This window comes from Peribacillus sp. YIM B13472, assembly GCF_042788005.1.
GTDB classification, from domain to species: Bacteria; Bacillota; Bacilli; order Bacillales; family DSM-1321; genus Peribacillus; species Peribacillus simplex_E.
Map to the genome: position 1 here is coordinate 110,165 of NZ_JBHZPG010000003.1, position 25,844 is coordinate 136,008.

General features: G+C 41.0%; 28 protein-coding genes. All 28 read right to left on the bottom strand.

The genetic code is table 11. The annotated features are described in order from the left end of the window. Position 1 precedes the first annotated feature (1 nt). The gene (gene fliF / locus ACFX4I_RS03705; protein ID WP_377419240.1) at positions 2-1,600 is read right to left on the bottom strand and encodes a flagellar basal-body MS-ring/collar protein FliF; all 1,599 of its coding nucleotides are present in this window, start codon (positions 1,598-1,600) and stop codon (positions 2-4) included. A 90-nt stretch (positions 1,601-1,690) separates the two neighbouring features. Beyond that, positions 1,691-1,999 (bottom strand): flagellar hook-basal body complex protein FliE, encoded by a 309-nt coding sequence (fliE, locus tag ACFX4I_RS03710; RefSeq protein WP_377419242.1) that lies wholly within the window; start codon positions 1,997-1,999, stop codon positions 1,691-1,693. Positions 2,000-2,022: 23 nt separating this feature from the next. Further along, complete coding sequence (gene flgC, locus ACFX4I_RS03715; protein WP_309519248.1) at positions 2,023-2,481, bottom strand: flagellar basal body rod protein FlgC; 459 nt, start codon at positions 2,479-2,481, stop codon at positions 2,023-2,025. Beyond that, on the bottom strand, positions 2,481-2,876 hold the full coding sequence (flgB, locus tag ACFX4I_RS03720; protein WP_377419244.1) for a flagellar basal body rod protein FlgB: 396 nt from the start codon (positions 2,874-2,876) through the stop codon (positions 2,481-2,483). Before flgB ends, flgC begins: the two co-directional genes overlap by 1 nt. A 735-nt stretch (positions 2,877-3,611) precedes the next feature. Beyond that, positions 3,612-4,391, bottom strand: a complete 780-nt coding sequence (gene codY, locus ACFX4I_RS03725; protein WP_057278408.1) for a GTP-sensing pleiotropic transcriptional regulator CodY — start codon at positions 4,389-4,391, stop codon at positions 3,612-3,614. A 92-nt stretch (positions 4,392-4,483) separates the two neighbouring features. Then, the gene (gene hslU / locus ACFX4I_RS03730; protein ID WP_230301356.1) at positions 4,484-5,893 is read right to left on the bottom strand and encodes an ATP-dependent protease ATPase subunit HslU; all 1,410 of its coding nucleotides are present in this window, start codon (positions 5,891-5,893) and stop codon (positions 4,484-4,486) included. Positions 5,894-5,905: 12 nt separating this feature from the next. Next, complete coding sequence (gene hslV / locus ACFX4I_RS03735; RefSeq protein WP_048684874.1) at positions 5,906-6,433, bottom strand: HslVU peptidase proteolytic subunit; 528 nt, start codon at positions 6,431-6,433, stop codon at positions 5,906-5,908. 20 nt (positions 6,434-6,453) lie between these two features. Further along, positions 6,454-7,356: a tyrosine recombinase XerC gene (gene xerC / locus ACFX4I_RS03740; protein ID WP_230301357.1), complete on the bottom strand. Its 903-nt coding sequence runs from the start codon at positions 7,354-7,356 to the stop codon at positions 6,454-6,456. A 59-nt stretch (positions 7,357-7,415) separates the two neighbouring features. Beyond that, positions 7,416-8,723 carry an FADH(2)-oxidizing methylenetetrahydrofolate--tRNA-(uracil(54)-C(5))-methyltransferase TrmFO gene (trmFO, locus tag ACFX4I_RS03745; RefSeq protein WP_230301358.1) on the bottom strand — a complete coding sequence of 436 codons (1,308 nt, stop codon included), beginning with the start codon at positions 8,721-8,723 and terminating at the stop codon, positions 7,416-7,418. A 427-nt stretch (positions 8,724-9,150) separates the two neighbouring features. Further along, positions 9,151-11,226 carry a type I DNA topoisomerase gene (gene topA, locus ACFX4I_RS03750; RefSeq protein ID WP_230301359.1) on the bottom strand — a complete coding sequence of 692 codons (2,076 nt, stop codon included), beginning with the start codon at positions 11,224-11,226 and terminating at the stop codon, positions 9,151-9,153. A gap of 265 nt (positions 11,227-11,491) precedes the next feature. Continuing rightward, positions 11,492-12,358, bottom strand: coding sequence for a DNA-processing protein DprA (dprA, locus tag ACFX4I_RS03755; protein ID WP_377419247.1), 867 nt, complete (start codon positions 12,356-12,358; stop codon positions 11,492-11,494). Between the two features lie 118 nt (positions 12,359-12,476). Next, positions 12,477-13,379 (bottom strand): succinate--CoA ligase subunit alpha, encoded by a 903-nt coding sequence (gene sucD / locus ACFX4I_RS03760; protein ID WP_192204013.1) that lies wholly within the window; start codon positions 13,377-13,379, stop codon positions 12,477-12,479. Positions 13,380-13,397: 18 nt separating this feature from the next. Next, the gene (gene sucC / locus ACFX4I_RS03765) at positions 13,398-14,558 is read right to left on the bottom strand and encodes an ADP-forming succinate--CoA ligase subunit beta (protein WP_230301361.1); all 1,161 of its coding nucleotides are present in this window, start codon (positions 14,556-14,558) and stop codon (positions 13,398-13,400) included. Positions 14,559-15,056: 498 nt separating this feature from the next. Next, on the bottom strand, positions 15,057-15,320 hold the full coding sequence (locus ACFX4I_RS03770; RefSeq protein ID WP_377419249.1) for an EscU/YscU/HrcU family type III secretion system export apparatus switch protein: 264 nt from the start codon (positions 15,318-15,320) through the stop codon (positions 15,057-15,059). After that, positions 15,317-16,999 (bottom strand): hypothetical protein, encoded by a 1,683-nt coding sequence (locus tag ACFX4I_RS03775; RefSeq protein WP_377419251.1) that lies wholly within the window; start codon positions 16,997-16,999, stop codon positions 15,317-15,319. The genes ACFX4I_RS03770 and ACFX4I_RS03775 overlap by 4 nt, the downstream gene beginning before the upstream one ends. Further along, positions 16,993-17,226, bottom strand: coding sequence for a hypothetical protein (locus ACFX4I_RS03780; protein WP_377419253.1), 234 nt, complete (start codon positions 17,224-17,226; stop codon positions 16,993-16,995). Before ACFX4I_RS03780 ends, ACFX4I_RS03775 begins: the two co-directional genes overlap by 7 nt. A gap of 13 nt (positions 17,227-17,239) precedes the next feature. Continuing rightward, on the bottom strand, positions 17,240-18,013 hold the full coding sequence (locus ACFX4I_RS03785) for a ribonuclease HII (protein ID WP_377419334.1): 774 nt from the start codon (positions 18,011-18,013) through the stop codon (positions 17,240-17,242). Between the two features lie 200 nt (positions 18,014-18,213). Beyond that, a complete protein-coding gene (gene ylqF, locus ACFX4I_RS03790) occupies positions 18,214-19,086 on the bottom strand; it encodes a ribosome biogenesis GTPase YlqF (protein WP_125161832.1) in 873 nt (290 codons plus the stop codon). Positions 19,087-19,103: 17 nt separating this feature from the next. Next, positions 19,104-19,664, bottom strand: a complete 561-nt coding sequence (lepB, locus tag ACFX4I_RS03795; RefSeq protein WP_230301364.1) for a signal peptidase I — start codon at positions 19,662-19,664, stop codon at positions 19,104-19,106. A gap of 218 nt (positions 19,665-19,882) precedes the next feature. Then, on the bottom strand, positions 19,883-20,230 hold the full coding sequence (gene rplS, locus ACFX4I_RS03800; RefSeq protein WP_034313702.1) for a 50S ribosomal protein L19: 348 nt from the start codon (positions 20,228-20,230) through the stop codon (positions 19,883-19,885). Positions 20,231-20,360: 130 nt separating this feature from the next. Continuing rightward, positions 20,361-21,095 carry a tRNA (guanosine(37)-N1)-methyltransferase TrmD gene (gene trmD, locus ACFX4I_RS03805; protein ID WP_230301365.1) on the bottom strand — a complete coding sequence of 245 codons (735 nt, stop codon included), beginning with the start codon at positions 21,093-21,095 and terminating at the stop codon, positions 20,361-20,363. Continuing rightward, positions 21,095-21,613, bottom strand: a complete 519-nt coding sequence (gene rimM, locus ACFX4I_RS03810) for a ribosome maturation factor RimM (protein WP_377419256.1) — start codon at positions 21,611-21,613, stop codon at positions 21,095-21,097. The genes trmD and rimM overlap by 1 nt, the downstream gene beginning before the upstream one ends. Before the next feature lie 10 nt (positions 21,614-21,623). Further along, a complete protein-coding gene (locus tag ACFX4I_RS03815; protein ID WP_034313711.1) occupies positions 21,624-22,010 on the bottom strand; it encodes a YlqD family protein in 387 nt (128 codons plus the stop codon). A gap of 221 nt (positions 22,011-22,231) precedes the next feature. After that, positions 22,232-22,462 carry a KH domain-containing protein gene (locus tag ACFX4I_RS03820; RefSeq protein WP_048684915.1) on the bottom strand — a complete coding sequence of 77 codons (231 nt, stop codon included), beginning with the start codon at positions 22,460-22,462 and terminating at the stop codon, positions 22,232-22,234. Between the two features lie 13 nt (positions 22,463-22,475). Then, positions 22,476-22,748 (bottom strand): 30S ribosomal protein S16, encoded by a 273-nt coding sequence (gene rpsP, locus ACFX4I_RS03825; protein ID WP_034313715.1) that lies wholly within the window; start codon positions 22,746-22,748, stop codon positions 22,476-22,478. A 153-nt stretch (positions 22,749-22,901) separates the two neighbouring features. Beyond that, positions 22,902-24,242, bottom strand: a complete 1,341-nt coding sequence (gene ffh / locus ACFX4I_RS03830; protein ID WP_034313716.1) for a signal recognition particle protein — start codon at positions 24,240-24,242, stop codon at positions 22,902-22,904. Between the two features lie 11 nt (positions 24,243-24,253). Next, complete coding sequence (locus ACFX4I_RS03835; protein ID WP_076366571.1) at positions 24,254-24,586, bottom strand: putative DNA-binding protein; 333 nt, start codon at positions 24,584-24,586, stop codon at positions 24,254-24,256. A gap of 219 nt (positions 24,587-24,805) precedes the next feature. Then, the gene (ftsY, locus tag ACFX4I_RS03840; RefSeq protein WP_230301368.1) at positions 24,806-25,822 is read right to left on the bottom strand and encodes a signal recognition particle-docking protein FtsY; all 1,017 of its coding nucleotides are present in this window, start codon (positions 25,820-25,822) and stop codon (positions 24,806-24,808) included. Between the last annotated feature and the right edge of the window lie 22 nt (positions 25,823-25,844).

Consider the following 25,844-nt stretch of genomic DNA (forward strand, 5'->3'; position numbering starts at 1 on the left):
CCTAGTCTTCTGCTATCCAGCTTCTTAATAATTTTGCAAATTCATCCGGCTTTTCTTTTGCAAGCTTCTCCAGTTGTTTTCTTTTTAAAAATGCTTCCGTTTCCTTCTCTTTGTTCAAATCCGGAACATCGAATACGACTTCTTCCTCTTCAACCACGTACTTCTCTTCCATTTCAGCTTGCTTTCGGGATCGGAGGAACAAGATTAAGAGAATGATAATGGCAAGAATTAGCACTCCGCCTACGATGTATGCCCATATTGGTAACGAAGGATTCACTTCACCTTTTTGCAACGTCATTTTTCCGTTAAACGGCTGGACGGAAATCGCAATTTTATTATTAAGCTCCTCGTCCGTCAGTTCTTCCCCTTCAGCTTTTTTCTCGATTGTCGTGCGTATTATCGTACCAAGGATTTGTGTAATATCCTCCACACTCTGTTGAGATAAAGAATTCGGATCGTCAGCGGTGGGCGGTTCGACCATGACCTGAATACCTAAATCTTTAACTTTATATGGGCTTTCGACTATTTCCTTCTTGATTCGGTTCACTTCACTATTTATCGTTTCATCCACTTTTTCATAATCACCGGATCCGTTTGTGCCTTCAACGTAACTGGATCCCAATGAATCTGAGGAATCCTCACTTTGCGGAACGCCTCCTGCACCTGCTGCGTCCCCACTATACGATTCATTGATCCTTTGCGCAGAAATCTCAATTCCAGCCATATTTTCTTCATCGACCGGTTCAACTAAATTCTCTTCCCGATTTTCCTGAGTAAAATCAATGTCTGTAGTGACTGAAACAACCACTTTGTCTCTCCCCATAATCGTTCCAAGCATATTTTGCACCTGTCTTTGAATATCACGTTCTATTTCTTTTTTTATTTCATTTTGGGTGGCAAATGCGGAAGCGAAAGAAGAATTTTCATTTTCAAGATCGAAGTACTCAAACTCTTGGTTCATAATGACGATATTATCTGTAGGGAGATTCGGAACACTTTTTGAGACCAGATGATAAAGGGAATTGATTTGACTTTCTTCAAATTTATAGCCGGGCTTCGTATTCAATACAATGGATGCTGAAGCTTCCCCAGCTGAATCACTGACAAAAACTCCTTTATCAGGAAGAGTGATCATAACACTGGCATCTTCTACTCCATCAATCTTTTTTATTAAACTGGCCAATTCCGTTTGCATCGAATCCAGTTTAATGATATTGAATTCATTTTCAGTCATTCCGATTCCAGCACTTTGACTAAAAAAGGAATAGTCGATTCTGCCAGATTCCGGAATACCTTCTGCTGCCAGTTCCACCTTAAGTGAATCCAGTTTTTCTTCTGGAACTTTTATGGTCGTTCCATTTTCAGAAATTTCATTCATAATCCCTTGACTGTCTAAATTTTCTTTAATGCTCCCCGTTTCCGATGGAGTTAAGTTGGAATATAAGGGCACCAGCGTCGTACGCGTGGTTAAAATTGAAACTGCCGTAATGATGATGATAATTAATGCTGCTGAACCAATCATCATGAATTTTTGTTTTTTACTGCGGCCCATCCAATAAGCAGCTATTTTGTTATTAAAATTCACTAGTACTTCATTCATTTAAATCCCCCGGTCAGTCTATGAATTTATGATTGGGGTATTTTTCCCCCTAGTCATTTTTCTCTATATAATGAGGTTAAAAAATGAATGCTATATACTCATTCTCATCATTTCTTGGTAGGCTTCCACAATCTTATTCCGAACCTCTAATGTAGCCTGCATGGTAACGCTGGCTTTTTGTGAAGCTATCATCACCGAGTGAAGCTCAACATCCTCTCCATTAACCAATTTGGTTGTAAGATCATCTGATGACACTTGTGTTTCGTTAACTTTATTCATTGATTCTTTTAATACCGACGCAAAATTTCGCTGTGCTTCGTATGGTGTATTAGTATTGGTATGATTTTTTTTCAATACATTACTTGCATTGTTCACTGCAGAAAGAGAAATCCTCTCCATATCAACAATCTCCTTTCAAACTTTTATTTTCCAATTTCCAAAGCTTTCATCATCATTCCCTTTGATGCATTTAAAACTGTCACATTTGCTTCGTATGAACGTGTGACACTCATTAAATCAACCATCTCCCGAAGCGGATCGACATTTGGCATTTCAACATAACCATCTTCATTGGCATCAGGATGTTCGGGATTGTAATCCAGTTCAAAAGGTGTTTTATCTTTTACTATTCCAGTCACCTTCACTCCATTCCCTACCTCGCTCGTTTTTTGGGATGCTGCGTTTAAGAAACTTGAAAAACCGTTTTCCTTACTTTGCAGCACAACCGATTTTCTTATGTACGGCTTCCATGTTTTAGACTCGGCGTCATATTCCGCCCTGGTCGTATCGGCATTAGCCATATTAGCAGAGATTACATCCATCCTTACCCTTTGACTCGTCAAGCTGGATCCGGTCATGTTTATACTTTGGAAGATTCCCATCACTTACCTCCTCTAAATACATTCTGCAATGATTGAAACTTACCTGAAAGCCTGTCGGTTACTGCATTATAATAAATCTGATTGGCTGCAAGCTCCGTCATTTCCTTATCAACGTCCACGCTATTTCCATTATTGTTATATCGGACATTTTTCTGCGTCACGATCTGAGAAGCATGACTCCCCTCTGACTTGAAAGTAAAATGCCGTTCATCGGTACGATATGACTCCAGGGAAGATTCCAGCTCTGCCTTAAAGGACTGCGTTTTGTTGACCTCTTTGGCTTTATAATTAGGCGTATCCGAATTGGCTATGTTCTGTGAAATGACTTTTTGTTTTACATTAGAATAATTAAGGGCATTTTCTAGTGATTGAAAAGTATTTGAAAATAACTCCATATCGATCACCTCTTTCTATAATAAACAGATAATTACATTATCAATAAATTAACCCAGTGCATTTACGTTTTAATTTTAAAGAAACATTATAACTATGTCCATAAACAACACATAGACTTTAGACCTATTATCGTCGGAAATTGTCACATATTGTTTAAATTTGTCGTTTTTCTCAGTTTGATTACATGGTTAATATTACATTTTAATATGATATTCTACATATTAACCAAATTTTACTTCTATTGGCTTTTATATCATATCGAAAAACAAACCTATATACCTGATACTTTAGAACTAATTTTCACATTTACTTTCTATTAATTATTTCATTTTAGTTGATTTTACCCTTTTAATTAAAGGATTTATAAGAAAACAAAGGATTACTGCCTTTTAAAAAAAACGTTTTTTTCAAAACGCTGATTCATTCGACAAAATTCCCTAATGGCTTAAAACCGTTATCCATAGAGTTTTAGTAATCAAAAAGTTACAACATCGTTCATTTTCACTATTACAACAGTTATAATAATATAATTACGCTTTTTAAGAAAAATTTAACTATTTTTTCAATTCTAATAGAAATCAAGCCTATATTCACATTTCCATTTAATTCGAATTACCTCTTTTTCCTTTCTCCCCCTGACATTCACCCGCTTTTGCTTATTAGTCCCAGAAAGCAACAGATCCAAATACCACAAAAAAAAGCAGCCCTTTTTAAAGGACTGCTTTTTTAGTATGTTAATTATTTTTAAGCTTTTCTAATTCAAGAAGGAATTTATCGTTCAATACTTTGATATAAGTACCTTTCATTCCTAGTGAGCGGGATTCAATGACTCCGGCACTTTCCAGTTTCCGTAGGGCATTTACGATAACGGAACGGGTGATGCCGACACGGTCTGCAATTTTGGATGCTACAAGCAGACCTTCATTACCTTTAAGCTCCTCAAAAATGTGCTCAATCGCTTCCAATTCGCTGTAAGATAACGAGGAAATTGCCATTTGAACGACAGCTTTACTACGAGCTTCTTCTTCTATCTCTTCAGATTTTTCACGCAGGATTTCCATGCCGACTACAGTCGCACCATATTCAGCCAAAATTAAATCATCATCATGAAATTTTTCTTGTAATCGGGCAAGAACCAATGTTCCTAAACGTTCTCCCCCACCCATAATCGGTACGATCGTCGTTAATCCAGTTGCGAAAAGCTCTTTGTTTTCGACTGGGAAAGCAGTATATTCGCTTTCGATATCAAGATTCGAAGAGGTTTCAGGAATATTGAACAGGTTTTTTGTGTACTCTTCAGGGAATTGTTTATCTTCCAACATTTTGTACATGCGTTCGTTTTCAATTTGCTGACTTACCGCTATGCCAAGTAATTTCCCGCGGCGGCTGACGACGAATACATTCGCTTCGATAACTTCACTTAAACTTTCAGCCATTTCCTTGAAGTTAACTGCTTTACCTGCTGCTTTTTGAAGCATTGCATTGATTTTTCTTGTTTTTGCTAATAAGTTCATTTGATTTGTTCCTCCTAAAAATACCATGGTTCACAATAACTATGAAGTTGTATTTCCGTAATTTTATGTTCATTGCCAAGATTGTTTCTTAATTAAAGGATAAACTGGCTTAAATCTTTGTTCCGGGCGATAGAACCAAGCTTACCTTCGACATATTGGGGCGTAATTGTAATCTTCTCCATCGTTATTTCCGGAGCTTCAAAAGATAAGTCTTCAAGCAACCGTTCCAAAATGGTATGAAGTCTTCTTGCACCAATATTGTCTGTGTTTTGATTTACTTCGAAGGCCACTTCAGCTATCTTACGAACAGCATCGTCAGAAAATTCAATTTCTATACCTTCAGTTTCTAATAAAGCAACATATTGTTTTAACAAAGCATTATCCGGTTCATGAAGAATCCGTACAAAGTCATCTACAGTCAGTTTGTTCAATTCTACACGAATTGGGAATCTACCTTGTAATTCAGGGATAAGGTCGGATGGCTTAGCCATGTGAAAGGCCCCTGCAGCAATGAATAAGACATGATCCGTTTTAACTGAACCATATTTAGTCACTACTGTCGAACCTTCAACAATTGGCAGGATATCCCTTTGGACACCCTCTCTTGATACATCCGCTGATGAACTTCCAGATTGCTTACTGGCAATTTTGTCTATTTCATCGATGAAGATAATCCCATTTTGCTCAGCCCCGTATACTGCATCGGAAGTGACTTCATCCATATCAATCAATTTTGCCGCTTCTTCATTTGTTAAAACGGTTCTTGCTTCACTTACTTTCAATTTGCGCTTCTTGCTTTTTTTCGGCATCAAGCTTCCTAAAGCGTCCTGCATGTTCATCCCCATTTGTTCCATTCCCGAACCTTGGAGCATATCAAACATCGAAGCAGCCTGTTCTTCCACTTCGACCGTTATCATTTCACTTTCTAACTCACCATTAGCCAGCTTTTCAGCGACGATTTTTCTTTTTTCCTGCAAACTTAAATCTTCGGAATTTTCTTCCGTATCCTGTTCGTCTTGATTGTTATTGCCTCCAAAAAAAACTTCAAGAGGATTCTTGAAATTACTCTGTTTTTTTGTTGATGGCACTAAAAGTTCTATTAAGCGGCGATTTGCATTTTCTTCTGCCCGCTCCTTTACGCTGGCCATCTTTTCTTCCTTCACGAGGCGGACGGAAGTCTCCACCAAATCACGAACCATCGACTCAACATCCCGGCCGACATACCCGACTTCCGTAAATTTCGTTGCTTCAACTTTTACAAAAGGAGCACCTACCAATTTAGCCATTCTCCGAGCTATTTCTGTTTTCCCAACGCCTGTCGGTCCAATCATTAATATATTCTTCGGAACGACTTCATCACGAAGTTGATCCGAGAGAAGGGAACGTCGGTAGCGATTCCGAAGAGCCACTGCCACTGCCCGTTTTGCCTCACGCTGCCCTACGATATATTGATCCAGTTTTTCAACGATTTGCCTCGGTGTTAAATTAGCTTTTTTTGACATTTGCGCTCCTCCTTACAACTCTTCCACGATTATATTCGTATTCGTAAATACACAAATTTCCGCTGCAATTTGTAAAGATGATTGGGCGATTTCCTTTGCCGATAAATGGTCACTGGAAAACCGCATTAATGCCCTTCCGGCAGCCAGTGCATAATTCCCACCCGATCCTATGGCGAGAATCCCGTCATCCGGTTCAATTACTTCCCCGGTGCCAGAAACGAGCAGCAAATGGTTCTTATCCATCACGACTAGCATGGCTTCCAGCTTTCTCAATACATTGTCACTTCTCCATTGCTTTGCCATTTCGACGGCAGCGCGCTGAAGATTGCCATTATACTCTTCAAGTTTAGCTTCGAACATCTCAAATAAAGTGAATGCATCTGCAACGGAACCTGCAAAACCTGCAAGGACATTACCATTAAAGATTTTTCTTACTTTCCTCGCCGTATGCTTCATCACTACTGAATTTCCTAAAGTAACCTGCCCATCACCGGACATGGCACATTCACCTTTATGATGCACTGCAAATATCGTTGTCATAAAGTGTCCCCTTTCAACATTTAAGGCCGCGGATGTGATGCATTGTAGACTTTTTTCAATTGGTCTTTTGTAACATGCGTATACACTTGCGTTGATGAAATTTTAGAATGACCAAGCAACTCTTGAACCGTGCGAATGTCCGCCCCATTATTCAATAGGTGTGTAGCAAACGAATGCCTTAGCATATGGGGATGAAGACTTCCATCTGCGGCTGACTTTTTAATCAATTCATTCAATATATAGCGAACTCCCCTAGGTGTCAGAGGGTCTCCACGAAAATTAACAAATAAATAAACATGCGCCTTGGCGTCAGACGAAGTCAATTCCATCCTGGCTGTACGTATGTATAAATCTATCGCTTCCTGTGCATAACTACCAACCGGAACGTAGCGATCCTTTTTTCCTTTTCCATGGATCAGTACCGTCCCTAAGGAAAGATCGATATCCTGCAGTTTAATCTCACAACATTCACTTACACGAATTCCTGTAGCATACAATAATTCAAGTAAGGCATTGTTCCTTATTCCTATCGGTGAATCCTTCTTTAAAGCAGAAAACAACTGATTCATTTCCTTCTCATAAAGAAAACGTGGCAGTCTTTGATCCTTTTTAGGTAAAGAAGCCAAAGAAAAAGGGTTATCTTTCACATCACCTTCACGTAGTAAAAATCTATAAAGGCTCCGCAAGCAAGAAGTCTTTCTTGCTACAGTGCGCTTCGAAAGGTTTTTCTCATATAAATTCGTTAAATATAACCGGACATCAAAATATTCAACGGACGTGATATCCTCAATGCCCTGTTCATTAAGGAACAGAAAAAATTCGTGAATATCACGTTTGTAATTTTCAATGGTGTATTGTGAACTGTTTTTTTCAATCTGTAAATATTCGATGAAGGATGATAATGCCTTTTTTTGATTAATCATGGAAACACCTCGCAAAGGCTAATAAATAGTATCATACTTTAAAACAGCAGGCAAATATTTCACAAATTTTTCGCAAAGTTCTGAATTGTGTCCAAAGCGCGTTTAGCATGCGTTTCGTTCCGCTCTTTTTTGGATTTGATTCTCACTTCTAGGTCTGGAAGCAATCCAAAGTTGGCATTCATCGGTTGGAAGCTCTTACCATTTGTCGACGTTATGTACCTTGCCATGCTGCCCATCGTCGTCTCCGCAGGGAATATGATAGGCTCCAATCCTTGAACGATCCTTGCAGCATTGATACCTGCAACAAGTCCTGACGCAGCAGATTCTACATACCCTTCGACACCAGTCATCTGACCGGCAAAGAATAAATCATCCCGATTCTTGAATTGATACGTAGGCTTCAATACATTAGGTGAGTTTATGAATGTGTTTCGATGCATAACTCCATAACGCACAATTTCCGCATTTTCCAATCCAGGTATAAGCTGCAATACTTCTTTTTGCGGCCCCCATTTCAAATGTGTCTGAAAACCAACAATATTGTAAAGTGTTCCTGCCGCATCATCTTGACGCAATTGAACTACAGCAAAAGGACGTTTTCCCGTTTTTGGATCTTCTAAGCCAACTGGCTTCAATGGACCAAATAACATCGTTTTCTTCCCACGTGATGCCATCACTTCAATGGGCATGCAGCCTTCAAAAAAGATTTCCTTTTCGAATTCTTTAAGTGGTACTGTTTCAGCAGCGATCAATGCTTCATAAAAGCGGTCAAACTCTTCTTCCGTCATCGGACAGTTCAAATAAGCTGCTTCCCCTTTATCATAACGGGATTTCAAATATACTTTATCCATGTTGATGCTGTCTTTTTCAAGAATTGGCGCGGCAGCATCATAGAAGTATAAGTATTCTTCATCCATGATTTGCTTTAAGCTGTCAGATAGTGACTGACTTGTAAGCGGACCGGTTGCAATGACGGTAGGACCTTCCGGAATTTCCGTCACTTCTTCATTAATGACCGTCACATTGGGATGATTTTTGACCCTTTCCGTAACAAGACCGGCAAATTCATGACGATCAACAGCTAAAGCACCGCCAGCCGGTACAGCACAAGCATCTGCTGCGGACATGATGACCGAATCCAGTATACGCATTTCTTCTTTTAATACACCAACTGCATTTGTTAAAGTATTTGCCCGAAGCGAATTGGAACAAACAAGTTCAGCGAATTTATCGGTATGATGGGCTGGCGTTTGTTTTACAGGGCGCATTTCATATAGATCGACTTTAATTCCTCTTTTAGCTAACTGCCACGCCGCTTCACTTCCAGCAAGCCCAGCACCGATTACACTTACTTTTGTTTCTTTCATTTTTCGAACCTCCATGTATAGATATGATAAGACAGGATCATTTATCATTAAAACTACTTTCATAAAAGTTTCATTTTTAACGATATCTATGTATTTATACCCGAAATACTCATTCCTGCTAACGATAATTTTAAAGCATATGCCACAAAGCCGGCATTCTTCCTGCAATCCATCTTTTCTAAAAAGGGTAACGGACGCAAATAGGAATTATATCTTTAAAAGAATGTACTTGTCCACTGAATTTTACATCACATGGCCTAAATAAAAAAGTTTCAAGCTTTATCCATTTTCTTCTTGGAAGCGAATCCACATATTATCATGATATCATACTTTCCTGAACATAAAGAAACCCGGCAGATGCCGAGTCAATTTATATTTAGGGTTTTTCGATAGTTCACAGGGAAAGTAAACGATTTCACGGTCTTTTCTATGCTTGGGGCGTTTCTTTGAAATCACAATCCATGCACTGGACCTGGACGCCTTTTTTGAGTTTTTTCTCAACAAGTGTACCTTCACATTTCGGACAACTCCGCGGCAGCGGTTTATCCCATGATATGAAGTCACATCCAGGGTAGGTATCACATCCGTAAAATATGCGGCGTTTTTTACTTTTCCTTTCAATGATGTTTCCTTCTTTACATTTTGGGCACTTGACACCTATTTCTTTAACGATTGGCTTTGTGTTCCGGCAATCCGGGAAATTACTGCATGCCATGAACTTTCCATAACGCCCCATCTTAAAGACCATCCCATGTCCGCATTCCACGCAATCTTCACCAGCAGGTTCATCTTTAATTTCAATTTTCTCCATCTCGACTTCGGCTTTTGCCAGATGAACTGCAAATTCTTTATAAAATTCATCAATGACCTTTATCCATTCGATACTGCCTTCCTCGACGCTGTCGAATTCCTGTTCCATCTTCGCAGTGAACTCTGCATCAAGAATATCAGGGAAGAATTCGCGTATCAATTCAAGAACGATCTCACCAAGCTCTGTCGGGATGAACCGTTTATTATCCAAGGTAACATAGCCCCGTTTTTGAATCGTATCCAAGGTAGGGGCATATGTAGAAGGACGGCCTATTCCCAGTTCCTCTAGGGTTTTGACAAGACGGGCTTCAGTATATCGGGGCGGAGGCTGTGTGAAATGCTGCTTCGGCTCGATATCTTTTGAAAAGAACTGATCTCCTTTTTTCACATCCGGAAGTGCATTTTCCTTTTCTTCCACCGAGTCATCGGACCCTTCAACATATACTTTCATGAAACCTGGAAATTTAATTTTTGAACCATTTGCCCTGAAGATAACATCCCCGTTATGCAGGTCGATGCTCATCGTATCCATGACCGCCGAAGACATTTGACTAGAAACGAATCGTTCCCATATCAATTTATAAAGACGGAATTGATCTCTGGATAAGAACTCCTTGACTACACCCGGTTCACGTAATGTGCTTGTTGGCCTGACTGCTTCATGGGCGTCCTGGGCATTAGTTTGTTTTTTCTCCTTGCGCTGTTCAACCTGAACATAATCTTTACCATAATTATTTTGAATAAAGGTATGGACTTCCTCTTTTGCAACATCGGAAATCCGGGTTGAATCGGTTCTCATATAAGTGATTAACCCGACTGTACCTTCCTTGCCAAGCTCGATACCTTCATAAAGCTGCTGAGCAAGCATCATGGTTTTCTTTGCACGGAAATTCAATTTACGTGCCGCTTCCTGTTGCAGGGAAGAAGTTGTAAAAGGGGCAGCTGGATTGCGCCTTCTTTCCTTTTTGGCCACAGCTCCTATCGTAAATTCGCCGCCATTTAAAGAAGCGAGGACTTTTTTGACATCCTCTTCGGTATTTAATTCCTTCTTCTCGCCGCCAAGGCTGAAGAAGGAACCTTCAAACTGTTCTTTTCCTTTTACAAAATCAGCCTTGATTGTCCAATACTCTTCCGGGATAAAATCTTTGATTTCCTTCTCCCGGTCAATGATCATCCGTACAGCAACCGATTGGACCCGTCCCGCGCTTAAGCCTTTTTTCACCTTTTTCCACAAAAGCGGGCTTATATTATATCCGACTAAACGATCCAAGACCCTTCTTGCCTGCTGGGCATCAACCAATTTCATATTTATTGGCCTCGGCGATTTAAATGATTCTTTGATAGCCTCTTTCGTGATCTCGTTGAATACTACGCGGCAATCCGAGTTAACGTCAACATCAAGACTGTGAGCCAAATGCCAAGCAATGGCTTCCCCTTCCCTGTCGGGGTCAGCCGCGAGATAGATTTTTTTCGCTTTTTTCGCAGCGGTTTTCAATTCTTTTAAAACCGGGCCTTTGCCGCGGATAGTTATATATTTAGGTTCATATTCATGTTCAACATCCACACCCATTTGACTTTTAGGCAAATCTCGAACATGCCCCATGGAAGCCTTTACTTTATATTTTTTTCCCAAGTAACGTTCTATCGTTTTCGCCTTTGCGGGCGATTCCACAATCACTAAGTATTCTGACATCCAATAAATCCTCCTCAAAGAGGTAATATAAATCTTCACTATTATTAATCATTCAAAAATCATTTGTCAACACCTCTTTACTTTTCAAAGCATGCTGATTCATTTATTAATAGGTATTTTGACAAGAGGTGCCATTTGCAAAACTTATAACAGTTTTACAATATTTTCAACCTTTTTGTCTAATAATTCAACCCATCCTTCTAAAAAAGCACCTTTTTTTCTATTTTTATGCTTGACTCTCCGTCTATCTTCTATATTATATTGTTCAAAACTCTTCTTCGATCTGCCTGGAACTCAAAACAAGTTTGGCACCATCGGAAATCAATTGATTGGTCCCCATTGATTTCTGGCTCGTAACATTGCCAGGAAGCGCAAATACCTCCCTGCCGTGTTCCAAAGCAGCTTGTGCCGTAATAAGAGAACCGCTTCTTTCTTTTGCCTCGACCACAAATACTCCCTGTGATAATCCACTGATGATCCGATTCCTAAGCGGAAACATCCAAGGTTCCGCCTTCATTTCCGGTGGAGTCTCAGATATAAGCAGGCCTTTATTGGTGATTTCTTCAGCAAGGGTAACATTGGATTTCGGATATATTTGCATAAGCCCCCCTCCCAAAACCCCAATCGTATCTCCGCCTTCCCTTAATGTGATCTTATGTGACTCTGCATCGATTCCAGCCGCCACTCCGCTTATGATCACGAACTTTTTCTTTACAAGCGGTAATAGAATCGATTTTAAGGCCTCCAGACCATACGAGGTTGGCTTACGTGTTCCAACAACACCTAGCGTATTCTTCCTTGTTAAAAGCTTCTTATCACCTTTATAATAAAGAACCCACGGAGGATCGAATATTTGCTTCAGCAAAAAAGGATATCCATCATCGAAGATCGTCAAACAATGGATTTGGCTATCTTCGTAATTTTTAAGTTTATCGATGGTATTGAGTGAATGTAAATCTTTGAGAAAGAGGTTAAGCTTATTTGAAGGGATAGGGAGCATTTTTGCCCATTCAACGTAATCCGTCGTGAACAGGGAAGATAATGACGGGTCTTTGGACATGATTGTTTGGATTGATTTCCATCCTGCCCCGCGGCAATGATGGAGGTGGATTAACTTTTCTTTTTTATTCAATGTGAAACGCCCCTAACCGGATATTTTTAAAGGGAGGTTGATAGTGATGTACTCGGTGTCTCCCGAGGAAATTGGAGGAAAATAAGACCGACCCAAAAAAAGGTCGGCCCAACTTAAATTAATGTGTTTTACAAGGTTCGTAAATCTCTTTTTCTTTCAAGACGGAAATCAATGTTTCACCCATTACGGATGGAGTTTCAGCAACTTTAATTCCACATTCGTTCATAACGCGGATTTTCTCGTCAGCAGTTCCTTTTCCTCCTGAGATAATGGCACCAGCATGTCCCATGCGTTTACCGGCAGGAGCCGTACGGCCACCAATGAAACCAACAACTGGCTTAGTCATATTTTCCTTCACCCAGATTGCTGCTTCTTCTTCTGCCGTTCCGCCGATTTCCCCGATCATGATCACAGCATGTGTTTCCGGATCTTCATTGAATGCCTTCAATACGTCAATGAAATCCGTTCCATTAACTGGATCCCCACCGATACCGACAGCCGAAGATTGCCCGATGCCTGCTTGCGATAATTGGTGAACGGCTTCGTACGTTAAAGTTCCAGAACGTGAAACTACACCTACATGGCCTTTTTTGTGGATATACCCTGGCATGATACCAATCTTACACTCTTCAGGAGTAATGACACCTGGGCAGTTCGGTCCGATCAAGCGAGTTTTTTTGCCTTCCATGTACCGCTTAACCTTGACCATATCCAGGACAGGAATATGTTCCGTGATACAAATGACAAGATCAAGTTCTGCGTCTACGGCTTCCAGAATTGCATCGGCAGCAAATGGCGCCGGTACATAGATAACGGAAGCATTCGCTCCGGTTTCAGTGACAGCTTCGGAAACTGTATTGAATACAGGTACCCCTTCCGCTTCTGTTCCACCTTTACCCGGAGTGACTCCTCCAACGATTTTCGTGCCGTATTCCAACATTTGTTTTGTATGAAATAATGCTGTTGCACCAGTGATTCCCTGAACGATCACTTTCGTATCTTTATTAATATAAACGCTCATTATGTTCCCCCCTGCCTATTATCCTACAAGTGATACTATTTTTTGTGCTCCATCAGCCATTGATTCAGCAGCCGTAATATTTAAACCTGATTCTTTTAGAATCTTTTTGCCAAGGTCCACATTCGTTCCTTCAAGACGAACAACAAGAGGGACATCCAGGCCAAGCTCTTTAGCAGCAGCCACGACGCCTGTTGCAATGATGTCACATTTCATGATTCCTCCGAAGATATTAACGAAGATGCCTTTAACATTTTTATCGGAAAGGATGATTTTGAAAGCCTCTTTCACTTTTTCCTCAGTGGCGCCGCCACCAACGTCTAGGAAGTTAGCCGGATCTCCCATATAATGTTTAATGATGTCCATCGTCGCCATAGCAAGCCCGGCACCATTAACCATGCATCCGATATTTCCGTCAAGCGATATGTAACTAAGGCCGTGTTTTGATGCTTCAATCTCTTTTGCATCCTCTTCATCCAAATCACGGAATTCCGCGATGTCTTTTTGGCGGTAAATCGCATTATCATCAAAATTCAATTTAGCATCAAGTGCCATTACATTGCCGTCGCCCGTAACCACTAATGGGTTGATTTCTGCGATTGAGCAATCTTTTTCAACGAAAGCAGTATATAAGTTAACCATCAGCTTGGAAGCTTTATTTATAAGTGAAACCGGAATATTGATATTGAATGCAATCCTCCGTGCTTGGAAGCCAGTCAGGCCGACAACCGGATCGATTACTTCTTTGAAAATTTTCTCTGGCGTCTTTTCGGCCACTTCCTCAATTTCCGTTCCGCCTTCTTCAGAAGCCATCAACACGACACTGTTCGTAGCACGGTCAAGGACCAGCCCGATATAATACTCTTTCGTAATGTCGCAGCCCTCTTCAATAAGTAAACGCTTAACTTCCTTGCCTGCAGGTCCTGTTTGATGGGTCACCAACGTCTTGCCAAGAATCTCTTCTGCATATGTACGTGCTTCATCAAGATTCTTCGCTACCTTGACTCCGCCGGCTTTCCCGCGGCCGCCCGCATGAATTTGAGCTTTTACGACAACAACTTCCGTACCTAACTCCTTCGCTGCTTCCACTGCTTCATCAACAGTAAAGGCAACCCGGCCATTTGGAACGGATACCCCGTATTGTCGCAATATCTCTTTCCCCTGATACTCATGGATATTCATTTCCCATCCTCCTTATCTACTAAAAAACAACTTTGAAATTTAATGCGTGTTTTCTCTACCATATTACAACAAAATTCTCCTTCGTGCATAATTTTCTTTCACGGAATTTTTGAAATATTATTATAATATACTTCCATACCCCTATGTTAAATGGAAAAAACCTTCTTTTCCTTTGGTTTTTTTCTTATTAAAATCATTTATTTTTGCTCTGAAATTCTATTGCATAAAAGAATCATTACAGTAATAAATCTAGTGAAAACGCTAATATGAAAGCCTTTTCATCATATTGACTCAGAGATCCTTTTATGAGAAATTACGGTTATCCTTTGTCTGATCCTAAATAAAAGCAAAAGGACAAAGCCATTGCCTTGTCCTTTTGTAAATAGTTTAGTATTTTTTTAATATAATGAAAATAAGCTAGTAATTTCCCTAATATTCTACATAAACCAACAGAACTCCATTTGCTGAAATCACATGGATAACTAGGATCCTACCGATTCAATCCTTGTCAACTTTATAAATGAATGCAAATACCTCTGCAACTGCTCCATATAATTCTTCCGGAATCGTTTGATTTATATCCAATTGACCTAACAGTGCAGCAAGCGATTCGTCCCTCTGGACCGGTATATCCAGTTTCATGGCCTCTTCCAGAATATTTTCAGCCGTTTTACCTTTCCCCTTCGCCAATATGACGGGCGCTTTGTTTGTTCCTTGATCATACTTTAAGGCAATGGCTTCTTTTCGTTGATCATTTATCATATTCGAATATCCACTCCGCTATATGGACCGGCTTCTGAAAAAGGAATCGGTTTCACCCTTAGGTCCCGCTCTTTTTCATTCTCGGGTTTTACAAATGAAACCCCTGATAATCTGTAATCCATTTTTCCGAGATTCTCTCTTAGCATGTCAAAATATTGACCGGCTGCCTCTTCAAGGACCGCACCATGCCCATTGATGACCGTCACTTTTATGATTCGATTTTGAACCTGCATGTCGACGACCGTTTCTTTAAGACGTTCCAATTCTAAATAAAATAGGACTCTGCAGTAATCCGGGTCTATTTTACCATCTTTTGTTTTCCTTCCGCTCCATTGTAAAGTTAGGTCCGTTTGAATCGATCCCAAATTGATCGGAAGAGTCAGGAGCAAATTCTGAATCGGCCCATTTTCCTGTGAAAGGATCTGTTGCGCAGTAATCCGATTTAGGATTTGTTCTGCCATCTCCTTGATAGATGCCGGAATTTGCTCATTCAGCAATTTAAGCAGCAGCGGTTTAAGTGTCTCTAAATCATTCGGAAACTCCTTCATATCTTCTCCAGAAAGATTAATGAGTGCATGTTCCAGCTGAAGACCAAGGACCTTGGTCATTTCTTTTAGTTGGTGTGCAACAGAAGGCCCATTGGTGAAATCGATTGTTTGAAACTCAGTTTCCAGTACATGTGAAATGACAAGCTTCTCATTAATCCTAACGTATTGGGCCTCAGGAAGCTTATTAAGCGACTGAAACAGTAATTCAGCCGCCTTACCCTTCGACTCCTCTATTTGCTCTGTATCCATATTCAAGTAGCCTATAAGGTCATTCACTTCTATTTTTCCGTCTTTTTCCATTTTAGCTGTTGCTTCGGTAAAAGCACTCTGGAGTAATTGAAAGGCAAGAGGGGAAAGTTTTTCTGCAGAAATGTTTTTTCTCTGTATCGAGTGGATATCAGCTGGCAGGTTTGCCCCCTCATGATCATGACCGTTTAATATGCGATTAATGGTCGTTTCGATCTCTTCAACTTTTGCAAATGCACTGTTTTTTGCCCCGGAAAGTAACTGCAATCCTTGGTGTAATTTATCAATCACTGAATTCTTGGCCATACCGGACCTTGCCACAGCTCCATCCATCAAGTTTTTCAGAAAGACAGATTCTGTAATTCCCTTTGGAATTAAACCCGTCTTTTGAAGCAGGGAAAATGCACCGGATTTCATTTCTGGCGTTGAATCGGGATCCAGCCAAGTGGCCACTAGGTTTTGCAAACCATTTTGTTGAAGCTGGTTCTGTTTAACAACATGTAAAGAGTCCAATACCTCCATAAGCTTGACGGCCGTCCTCGTTACTGCCCCGATATCTTGCAGCTGCTGCTTGAAGTCACTGAGTAGTTTGTGGAAAGGTTCACCTTTGGACTGTGTAAATAATGCATCAAATACATCTTTTACAAATGGCAGTTGCTGAATGAACATCGATTTTATTACAGGCAGAACAGCTTCTGCAGCTTTTAACCATTGCAAAGCGGACTGAAAGGTTTCCTTGGTTATCGGAAGCCGATTTGTCAGGAGGTATTCGGCAAGCTTCGTTGCGGCAGGTTCAGGCGTCATGCCGAGATGAGCGATCAATTGTGCAGCCGTTCCCTTTAAGCCGGAAACGTTCAAATCGGGGGAATCTAAAGCTTTTAACACGCCCCCCCCTCTATTGGGTGCTTCACTTGAAACCAGTACCTTTCTCCTGTCCGTAGTGGGATTTCGAGATTGGCAATAATTTTTTGATGGCCAATCTGTACCTCGGCCGTTTGGTCAGGAAAAACCTTATTCACCTTCCCGATAAGGATTTGCCCGTTTTTCAAACTCACAGATCCTTTTACTTCAATGGGTGAAGAAACGGGTTTGCCGCTTGTTATGGATTGCACCACTCATCCCCCCTTAGCCCTTCGTTCGTGCAGCGATTTCCTTAACTGGTGCAAAACTTCTTCTATGCCAAGGTGTAAGCCCGTGCGTGCCGAGTACTTCTAAATGTTGGCTCGTCCCGTAACCCATGTGCTTTTCGAAACCATATTCCGGATATTTTTCACCATATTCCTTCATCATCCTATCACGGGTCACTTTCGCTATTATGGAGGCCGCAGAGATGCTAATGCTTCTTGCGTCCCCCTTTATGAGTGAAAGCTGCGGAATCGGCACATCCAGTTGCATTGCATCGATCAACAAATGATCAGGAAGTTCTGACAAATCGTTCACTGCGGCCACCATTGCCTTTTTCGTAGCTTGATATATATTGATTTCATCAATAACTTCGCTATGTACAACACCCACACCTATGGAAAGTGCTTCCTTAAAAATCATCTCATAAAACCGTTCCCTTTTTGACTCTGGAATTTTTTTAGAATCATTAAGTCCTGGCAAATAAAAAGATTCAGGCAAGATGACTGCACTCGTCACAACAGGTCCTGCGAGCGGTCCTCTTCCCACTTCATCGATACCAGCCAGAATGGAAAATCCCTGTTTTCGCAATTGCCGTTCAAACTCTGTCATTTCCGTGAAAGCATCCCTTAGCTGTTGTTCTTTTTCATAAGCTCTTTGCCATTTGCTTACTAAGTCGGTTACTCCCTTTCGGCTGTCTTCCCGGCATTCTTGTAAAAATAAATCTTCTGGCTCTCTTATTGTCTTTAACTTTGACGAGATTTCCTTAATGCTCATTGCAGTTTTCATCATTTATCACCCATCATATTAATTATCGGCAGTCTTGCTCCTTTTCTACAGTTCAAACAAAAATACGGAGCGGAAAAGAGATATCAAAAGTAAATAACCTTTTCGACATCCAACTCCAGCTCCGTATCAACCCTGTTCACTGACTTTCTTCAAAAATCAGGTCAGTGTCTTGCAATCTCTACTTAATGTTATTCGGGGATATTATCCTCTTCATAATCCTTAGGGACCTCAAACGTAAGAGGCCCCATCTTTTCTGAACGGATTTCACGTACGACCAACTCTGCGGTTTTGTCATAATCAATGAAGCCCCCAGATGCTAAACAGCCCCTGAACTTTCCGACCGCATCGAACAGCTCAAGCGTTTCCTGAGGAATTGCATCCAGGTTATAACGGGATTTCAATCTATCCGGATATTCCTTTTCCAAAAAGCGCAGACCGTATAACGAGACCTCGTGCAAGTTTAAGATCGTATCCTTGATCGCTCCCGTCAATGCAAGCTTCAAACCAACTTCTTGATCCTCGAATTTCGGCCAGAGAATCCCCGGCGTGTCCAACAGTTCCAATTCCTTACCAACTTTTATCCATTGCTGCGCCTTCGTGACACCAGGTGTATTCCCTGTTTTGGCAATGTTCTTTTTGGCAAGTCGATTGATTAAAGTTGATTTCCCTACATTCGGAATGCCGACTATCATGGCGCGGATGGCTCTTGGCTTTATTCCTCTTGATTCCATCCTGTCATACTTCTCTTTTAAAAGTTTTTTAGATGCAGCTGTAATCTGGTTTAAACCGTTTCCTGCCTGCGAGTTAATGGCAATCGCCGTTTTTCCCTGCGATTTATAATATTCAAGCCACATATTCGTTTTTACCGGATCGGCCATATCAGCTTTATTCAAAAGGATAACCCTCGGTTTATGCTGTATGATTTCATCGATCATCGGATTTCGTGAAGATGCCGGGATCCGGGCATCCACAAGTTCAAAGATGATGTCGATCAGTTTTAATTTCTCTGTTACTTCCCGTCTTGCTTTGGCCATATGGCCAGGGAACCACTGTATTGTCAATGGAATCCACCTTCCTACTATTCCGCCAATCGAAAGTCTTCAATCGGCCAATAAACTAATTTAGTTTTTCCTAACACTTTATTGTAAGGAACGACACCTACGCCAATATGGCGGCTATCCTTACTAAAACGGCGATTATCCCCTAGGACAAACAGGGTGTCTTCAGGTACCGTTCCTTGTTCTATGACATCACTTAATGTAAAAGGTTCCGTCAAATCCCCGCCATCAATCAATTGTTCTTTATATTCATCCAAGTATGGCTCATCATAGGCTTTTCCATTCACGTAAAGAGTATCATCTCTATATTCCACTTTTTCCCCTGGCAATCCGATGACCCGCTTTATGTAATCTTTGCCTTCTGGAGCTTCGAAAACGATAATGTCGAACCTTTTCGGTTCGCCAATCGAATAGGAGATTTTATTAACGATCATGCGGTCCGTATCCTTTAATGTCGGCATCATGGAATTACCGTCCACAACAATAGGAGCCAGGAGGAAATAACGAATCAGCGTCGCCGCTATAACCGCGATTATGACCGCCTTCATCCATTCCCACAATTCATTTTTCTTTTTCGCCATTCTTACCCACCCTTTTTGAAGCATATCAACAATTATTTTAACATGTTGAGGACGCTATAGCGAGCAGGATTCTATATAGTTTTCACCGTATGTGTATTCATCGTTTCTTAAAGTGCAAAAAGGGAGCCTGATAAACAAGCTCCCTTTTTTTGCATGATACTGTTTGGTTATTCACCTTATGTGGATCATGGTAAACCCGCATGAAGATATTCGAAGGATTAACGACGAATTTCTTTAATACGTGCTTTTTTACCACGAAGTTCGCGTAGGTAATAAAGTTTCGCACGACGTACTTTACCGTGACGGATAACTTCTAGTTTCGCAATTTTTGGTGTGTGAACAGGGAAAGCACGTTCTACTCCAACGCCGTAAGAGATCTTACGTACTGTGAAAGTTTCACTAACTCCGCCGCCACGACGTTTGATTACAACGCCTTCAAACAACTGGATACGTTCGCGAGTTCCTTCAATAACCTTTACGTGTACACGTACTGTGTCACCAGGTCTGAATGATGGAAGATCTGAGCGAAGTTGTTCTTTTGTGATTTCGTTAATAAGATTTTGCATCGATTTCAACTCCTCCTGGACGCTCTTGCAAATACTTATTGTTTGCAGCGGAACATCGTTATAAGACTGAGCATTTTGCCCAAGTCACAAGTTATATCCTATCATACTATAAACGTCGATGCAATAGACATCAGTCTTCTTTTTTAATCTCGGATAATAATTTTTTTTCAACTTCCGATAGTTCATAACTATCGAGCAAATCCGGACGTCGAATCCAAGTTCTGCGCAGAGATTCCTTCATCCGCCATTCATCGATTTTTTTATGATTCCCCGATATTAGCGGATCGGGAACTTTCATCCCCCGGAAATCTGCAGGTCTAGTATAATGGGGATGCTCTAACAAACCAGAAGAATAGGAATCAAGAATCGGGGATTCAACATTTCCCAGAACGCCAGGCAGCAAGCGCACAACACTGTCAATAATGACCATTGCACCCAATTCCCCACCTGTAAGCACAAAGTCACCAATCGATATTTCATCAGTGACGACATGCTCCCGGATGCGCTCATCATACCCTTCATAATGCCCGCAAATGAAAATGAGATGTTCTTCTTCAGCAAACTCTTCGGCTTTTTTCTGCGTGTAACGCTCTCCCTGGGGACAAAGCAGGACTACCCTTGGGGTTAGCTCACCTTGCCCTTTTAGAGCTTCCACAGCATCAAAGATCGGTTGTGCCTTCAATACCATTCCGGCACCGCCGCCATACGGATAATCGTCTACCGTCGAATGTTTATTATCTGCATAATCTCGAAAGTTGGTCACCTTATAGCTGACAGCCTGCTTTTCCGCAGCCTTTTTTAAGATTGACGAACCAAATACCCCTTCGAACATTTCTGGAAAAAGCGAAAGCACATCGATTTTCATCAGTCCAAAAGTCCTTCCATCGGTGTAATGATGACCTTTTTAGCGGAAATATCCACTTCTTTTACAATTTGTTCAATATATGGGATCAGGATGTCCTTACTGCCAGCTTTCTTAATGACCCAAACATCATTGGCACCAGGCGTAAGAACCTCAATGATTTCCCCAACTTCGATGCCTTCATCCGTAAATACCGAACAGCCGATGATTTCATGGAAGTAGAACTCACCTTCGTCCAATTTACCAAGCTGTGCTTCCTTGACTTTCAGGACCCCGTTTTTAAAAGCCTCGACCTGTCCGACGTTATAATAGTTCTCGAACGTCAACAGGTTAAAGTTTTTATGGTTACGATGCGACCTGATGATAAGCGGCAAAGGTTTTTTCTCCGTGTCCATAAACAAATACAGAGTATTTCCCACTTTGAATCGTTTTTCTGGAAAGTCTGTTGAAGAAATAACACGGACTTCTCCTAAAAGACCATGTGTGTTGACAATTTTACCTACATTAAACCATTTTTCCATTCTTTCACCTCTAACGAATTTCCGAGACGATTCCATCTTTAATGACAATGGTCTTCGTTGCCATAATTTCGTCCCAATCTGCCCCAATTTCCACATCAATGATACTTTGAACTTCCCGTTCCTTCAATTCACTACCTGCGGGAAGGATCTCCAACTGCTCCATTTGAAATTCAAGCAGTTTAATTTTTTCTTGCCTCTGGTTTATTTCTTTTTCAAAATGAGCACGGAGACTAGCAGGTTGGAGAGTTCTAGTTTTTTCAAGTTTTTTCAGTTCAAAGCGAAGCTGTTCACTCTCTTTTTGAAGCTGAAGGCGTTTTGACTTGTATTTCTCGAGGAGCTGATTCTTGCTGGATTCCGTTAATACTTGGTTAACGATTACATTTTGGAGAATCTTCATTCCAGCACCTCCTATTATCTATGATTTCTTATTTCCTTCAAAAAATATGTATGATGGGGTAATCTTTTTGAAATGGGGGTCATTCTCTTAAGTATAACGTAAATCGGTAAAAGATGCGTCTTAAAAAGGCGTAAAGTTTAAAGTCCTGGTCTATTCAAATAGGACCCAAGTCGGGATTTCACTTTCTTGAAGTACAAAAAAAGGAGGGGTATTAACCCTCCTTATTCGGAAATCTCCAAATAGATTTTCTTCTGCTGTGAAGATCCTGCTGCATATACCACAGTCCGAATCGCCTTAGCAACACGCCCCTGTTTACCGATCACCTTGCCCATGTCCTCTTTATGAACCGAGAGGATATAAACAATCCGGTCGGATTCTTCCTTGGAGGTCACGATGACCTCTTCCGGATAATCCACAAGTGCTGAAACAATCGTTTCAATCAGTGCTTTCATCAACTACCGTCGATTACTTGCTGTTTTTTGCAACATGGAATTTTTCCATGATGCCTTGTGTAGAGAATAAGTTACGAACTGTATCAGATGGTTTAGCTCCATCTTGTAACCATTTAAGAGCAAGCTCTTCGTTGATTTCAACTTTAGCTGGTTGAGTCACCGGGTTATAAGTTCCTACCACTTCAATGTAACGTCCGTCACGTGGTGAACGAGAATCTGCAACTACAATACGATAGAAAGGAGATTTTTTAGCTCCCATACGTTTTAAGCGAATTTTTACTGCCATTTTAAATAAGCACCTCCGAATAGTTTCACACAAGATAGTATAATATCAAATGTCTTGCATGTTTGTAAAGGTTTTTTTCTTAACAGGTAAAAAAAGTGTTGAAATACATGGCTTCAACCCGTATTTCGCTTCAGTTTCGACCAAAAATAAACCTTACATGAACGGGAATTTGAATCCCTTTTTCTTTCCTTTTTGCATGTTCGTAACCTGTTTCATCATCTTTTTCATTTCTTCGAATTGCTTCAGTAGACGGTTCACTTCTTGAATCGATCTGCCGCTTCCCTTGGCAATCCGTTTCTTTCGGGATGCATTCATGGTTTCCGGATGTTCCTTTTCATGCGTAGTCATTGAACGGATGATAGCTTCCACATGACCGATCTGTTTCTCATCGATCTGAAGGTTGTCCATCCCTTTCATTTTATTCGCACCGGGAATCATTTTCAGAATATCATCAAGCGGTCCCATATTCCGCACCTGACCAAGCTGATCAAGGAAATCATCAAAGGTAAAAGTGGCTGTACGCATCTTTTTCTCTAATTCTTTCGCTTTTTCTTCATCTACATTGGCCTGTGCTTTTTCGATAAGGGTCAATACATCACCCATGCCGAGAATCCTTGACGCCATCCGTTCTGGATGGAACGCTTCAAGTGCATCCAATTTTTCCCCCATACCGACGAATTTAATCGGCGTGTCGGTGACTGAACGAATTGAAAGTGCCGCACCACCACGTGTATCCCCATCAAGTTTCGTTAAGACGACTCCAGTCAGGCCTAGCTGTTCATTGAAGCTTTGGGCTACATTGACCGCATCCTGACCTGTCATAGCATCGACAACCAGGAAGATTTCATCAGGTTTTGTCAACTCTTTGATATCCTTCAGTTCGCCCATCAAGTTTTCATCAACATGAAGGCGGCCTGCGGTATCAATCAACACATAATCATGATGTTCTTCCTTTGCTTTTTCAATTGCCTGTTTGGCAATTTCAACAGGGCTGACCTGGTCCCCAAGGGAGAAAACAGGCATGCTTAATTGTTTGCCAAGTGTTTCAAGCTGCTTAATCGCCGCCGGACGGTAAATATCAGCCGCAACGAGCAATGGCTTGCGGTTGTATTTTTTTCTAAGAAGATTGGCAAGCTTTCCGGTGGTCGTCGTTTTACCAGCACCCTGAAGCCCTACCATCATAATGACAGTCGGTGGTTTCGAGGCAACGGCAATCTTGCTTTGTTCGCCGCCCATCAGCTCCGTCAATTCTTCCTTAACTACTTTAATTACCTGTTGACCGGGGGTTAAGCTTTTCAGCACTTCCTGACCTACCGAACGTTCACTGACACGTTTTACAAAATCCTTCACGACTTTAAAGTTAACATCCGCTTCAAGCAGGGCCAAACGAACTTCTCGCATCATTTCTTTTACGTCCGCTTCGTTGACCTTCCCTTTTCCGCGGATTTTTTGCATCGTGCTCTGCAGTCGGTCGGCCAATCCTTCAAATGCCATATTGCCGCCTCCTAATCCAACTTCTCAAGCGTTGTGATTGCGTCAAGCAGCTCCTCTTTTGAAAAGGAATCCTTTTCTATGAGTCCCTTCATATTCGCAATCCACTGGTTACGCTCTTGAAATTTTTGAAATAACAAAAGCTTTGCTTCATATTCCTCAAGCATCGCTTCCGTTCTTTTTATATTATCATAGACTGCCTGCCTACTGACTTCGTATTCTTCGGCAATCTCGCCAAGAGAGTAATCATCCAGATAGTAGAGGGACATGTAGCTCTGCTGCTTCTCTGTTAACAACGATTGGTAAAAGTCATACAAATAATTAATCCGCGTTGTCTTTTCAAGCATCTTAGCAAGCCTCCCTGCTGTTAAGTGAAAACCCTTTACAAGTTTATATTGTAAAGCCTTGTTTATTTGATGTCAAGTTAAACTCCTTACCACTTGTTTGCAAAGCAATATTTTTTCTTTTTTCCGCCTCTTTTTTAGGCCTTACTGCAATTGTTCCTCCAAATAACCACTGTGAACAAAAAAACGGAAGAGAATTATCTCTTCCGGCTTACAATTTTTCTAAACCTCTTCTTTATCGATGATATCAGCAAAAAGGCCATAAACATATTTCTCAGCATCGAATTCCTGTAGGTCGTCCATTTTTTCACCTAGCCCGACAAATTTAACTGGAATGGCCAATTCATTGCGAATTGCCAAAACAATCCCACCTTTTGCGGTGCCATCAAGTTTTGTTAAAACAATACCGGAAACATTGGTCGCTTCCTTGAATGTCTTGGCCTGAATAAGGGCATTTTGTCCAGTAGTAGCATCAAGGGCAAGCAACACCTCGTGTGGTGCACCTGGTACTTCACGTTCAATTACACGTTTCACCTTTTCCAATTCTTTCATTAAATTCACTTTATTCTGTAAGCGACCGGCAGTGTCGCAGATCAGTATATCCGCTTTTCGTGCCTTGGCGGCCTGAATGGCGTCGAACATTACCGCTGCAGGGTCAGAGCCTTCACCCTGTTTGATTACACTGACACCGACACGCTCTCCCCAAACCTCAAGTTGTTCGATCGCACCGGCACGGAAGGTATCCCCGGCAGCCAATACGACAGATTTACCTTCCGTTTTGAATTTATGGGCAAGTTTACCAATGGTCGTCGTTTTACCTACCCCATTAACCCCTACAAACAAAATGACCGTCAAACCTTCTTCTTGTATATTCAGACTTGAAGTCGCTTCATCATCACCTTGATAGATTTCAACAAGCTTTTCGGAAATAACGGACTGCACTTCCCTCGTATCAGAGATATTGCGAAGCTTGACTTCCATTTTTAATTGATCAATCAGTTCCATCACAGTATCAAAGCCTACATCAGCCTGTATCAGGATTTCTTCAAGTTCTTCAAAAAAGTCCTCATCCACTTTCCGATAACGGGCAACAAGCTCATTAACCCTTCCCGTAAAGGAATTCCTCGTCTTCGTCAAACCTTGTTTAAATTTTTCCCCTATGGATACTTCTTCTTCAACTGATTTTTCTTTTTCTTCCTGGGTCGTAAATTTCTCTTTTAGCTTTTTGAAAAAACTCATTGTCCCACTTCCTCTAATTCAT

Bases quoted from the DNA above. Each gene is read 5' to 3' on its own strand.
- fliF (WP_377419240.1), bottom strand. From the start codon at position 1,600: ATGAATGAAGTACTAGTGAATTTTAATAACAAAATAGCTGCTTATTGG.
- fliE (WP_377419242.1), bottom strand. From the start codon at position 1,999: ATGGAGAGGATTTCTCTTTCTGCAGTGAACAATGCAAGTAATGTATTG.
- flgC (WP_309519248.1), bottom strand. From the start codon at position 2,481: ATGGGAATCTTCCAAAGTATAAACATGACCGGATCCAGCTTGACGAGT.
- flgB (WP_377419244.1), bottom strand. From the start codon at position 2,876: ATGGAGTTATTTTCAAATACTTTTCAATCACTAGAAAATGCCCTTAAT.
- codY (WP_057278408.1), bottom strand. From the start codon at position 4,391: ATGAACTTATTAGCAAAAACAAGAAAAATCAATGCAATGCTTCAAAAA.
- hslU (WP_230301356.1), bottom strand. From the start codon at position 5,893: ATGTCAAAAAAAGCTAATTTAACACCGAGGCAAATCGTTGAAAAACTG.
- hslV (WP_048684874.1), bottom strand. From the start codon at position 6,433: ATGACAACGATATTTGCAGTGCATCATAAAGGTGAATGTGCCATGTCC.
- xerC (WP_230301357.1), bottom strand. From the start codon at position 7,356: ATGATTAATCAAAAAAAGGCATTATCATCCTTCATCGAATATTTACAG.
- trmFO (WP_230301358.1), bottom strand. From the start codon at position 8,723: ATGAAAGAAACAAAAGTAAGTGTAATCGGTGCTGGGCTTGCTGGAAGT.
- topA (WP_230301359.1), bottom strand. From the start codon at position 11,226: ATGTCAGAATACTTAGTGATTGTGGAATCGCCCGCAAAGGCGAAAACG.
- sucD (WP_192204013.1), bottom strand. From the start codon at position 13,379: ATGAGCGTTTATATTAATAAAGATACGAAAGTGATCGTTCAGGGAATC.
- sucC (WP_230301361.1), bottom strand. From the start codon at position 14,558: ATGAATATCCATGAGTATCAGGGGAAAGAGATATTGCGACAATACGGG.
- ACFX4I_RS03770 (WP_377419249.1), bottom strand. From the start codon at position 15,320: ATGATAAATGATCAACGAAAAGAAGCCATTGCCTTAAAGTATGATCAA.
- ACFX4I_RS03785 (WP_377419334.1), bottom strand. From the start codon at position 18,013: ATGAGCATTAAGGAAATCTCGTCAAAGTTAAAGACAATAAGAGAGCCA.
- lepB (WP_230301364.1), bottom strand. From the start codon at position 19,664: ATGGCGAAAAAGAAAAATGAATTGTGGGAATGGATGAAGGCGGTCATA.
- rplS (WP_034313702.1), bottom strand. From the start codon at position 20,230: ATGCAAAATCTTATTAACGAAATCACAAAAGAACAACTTCGCTCAGAT.
- trmD (WP_230301365.1), bottom strand. From the start codon at position 21,095: ATGAAAATCGATGTGCTTTCGCTTTTTCCAGAAATGTTCGAAGGGGTA.
- rimM (WP_377419256.1), bottom strand. From the start codon at position 21,613: ATGGAAAAATGGTTTAATGTAGGTAAAATTGTCAACACACATGGTCTT.
- ACFX4I_RS03815 (WP_034313711.1), bottom strand. From the start codon at position 22,010: ATGAAGATTCTCCAAAATGTAATCGTTAACCAAGTATTAACGGAATCC.
- ACFX4I_RS03820 (WP_048684915.1), bottom strand. From the start codon at position 22,462: ATGAAAGCACTGATTGAAACGATTGTTTCAGCACTTGTGGATTATCCG.
- rpsP (WP_034313715.1), bottom strand. From the start codon at position 22,748: ATGGCAGTAAAAATTCGCTTAAAACGTATGGGAGCTAAAAAATCTCCT.
- ffh (WP_034313716.1), bottom strand. From the start codon at position 24,242: ATGGCATTTGAAGGATTGGCCGACCGACTGCAGAGCACGATGCAAAAA.
- ACFX4I_RS03835 (WP_076366571.1), bottom strand. From the start codon at position 24,586: ATGCTTGAAAAGACAACGCGGATTAATTATTTGTATGACTTTTACCAA.
- ftsY (WP_230301368.1), bottom strand. From the start codon at position 25,822: ATGAGTTTTTTCAAAAAGCTAAAAGAGAAATTTACGACCCAGGAAGAA.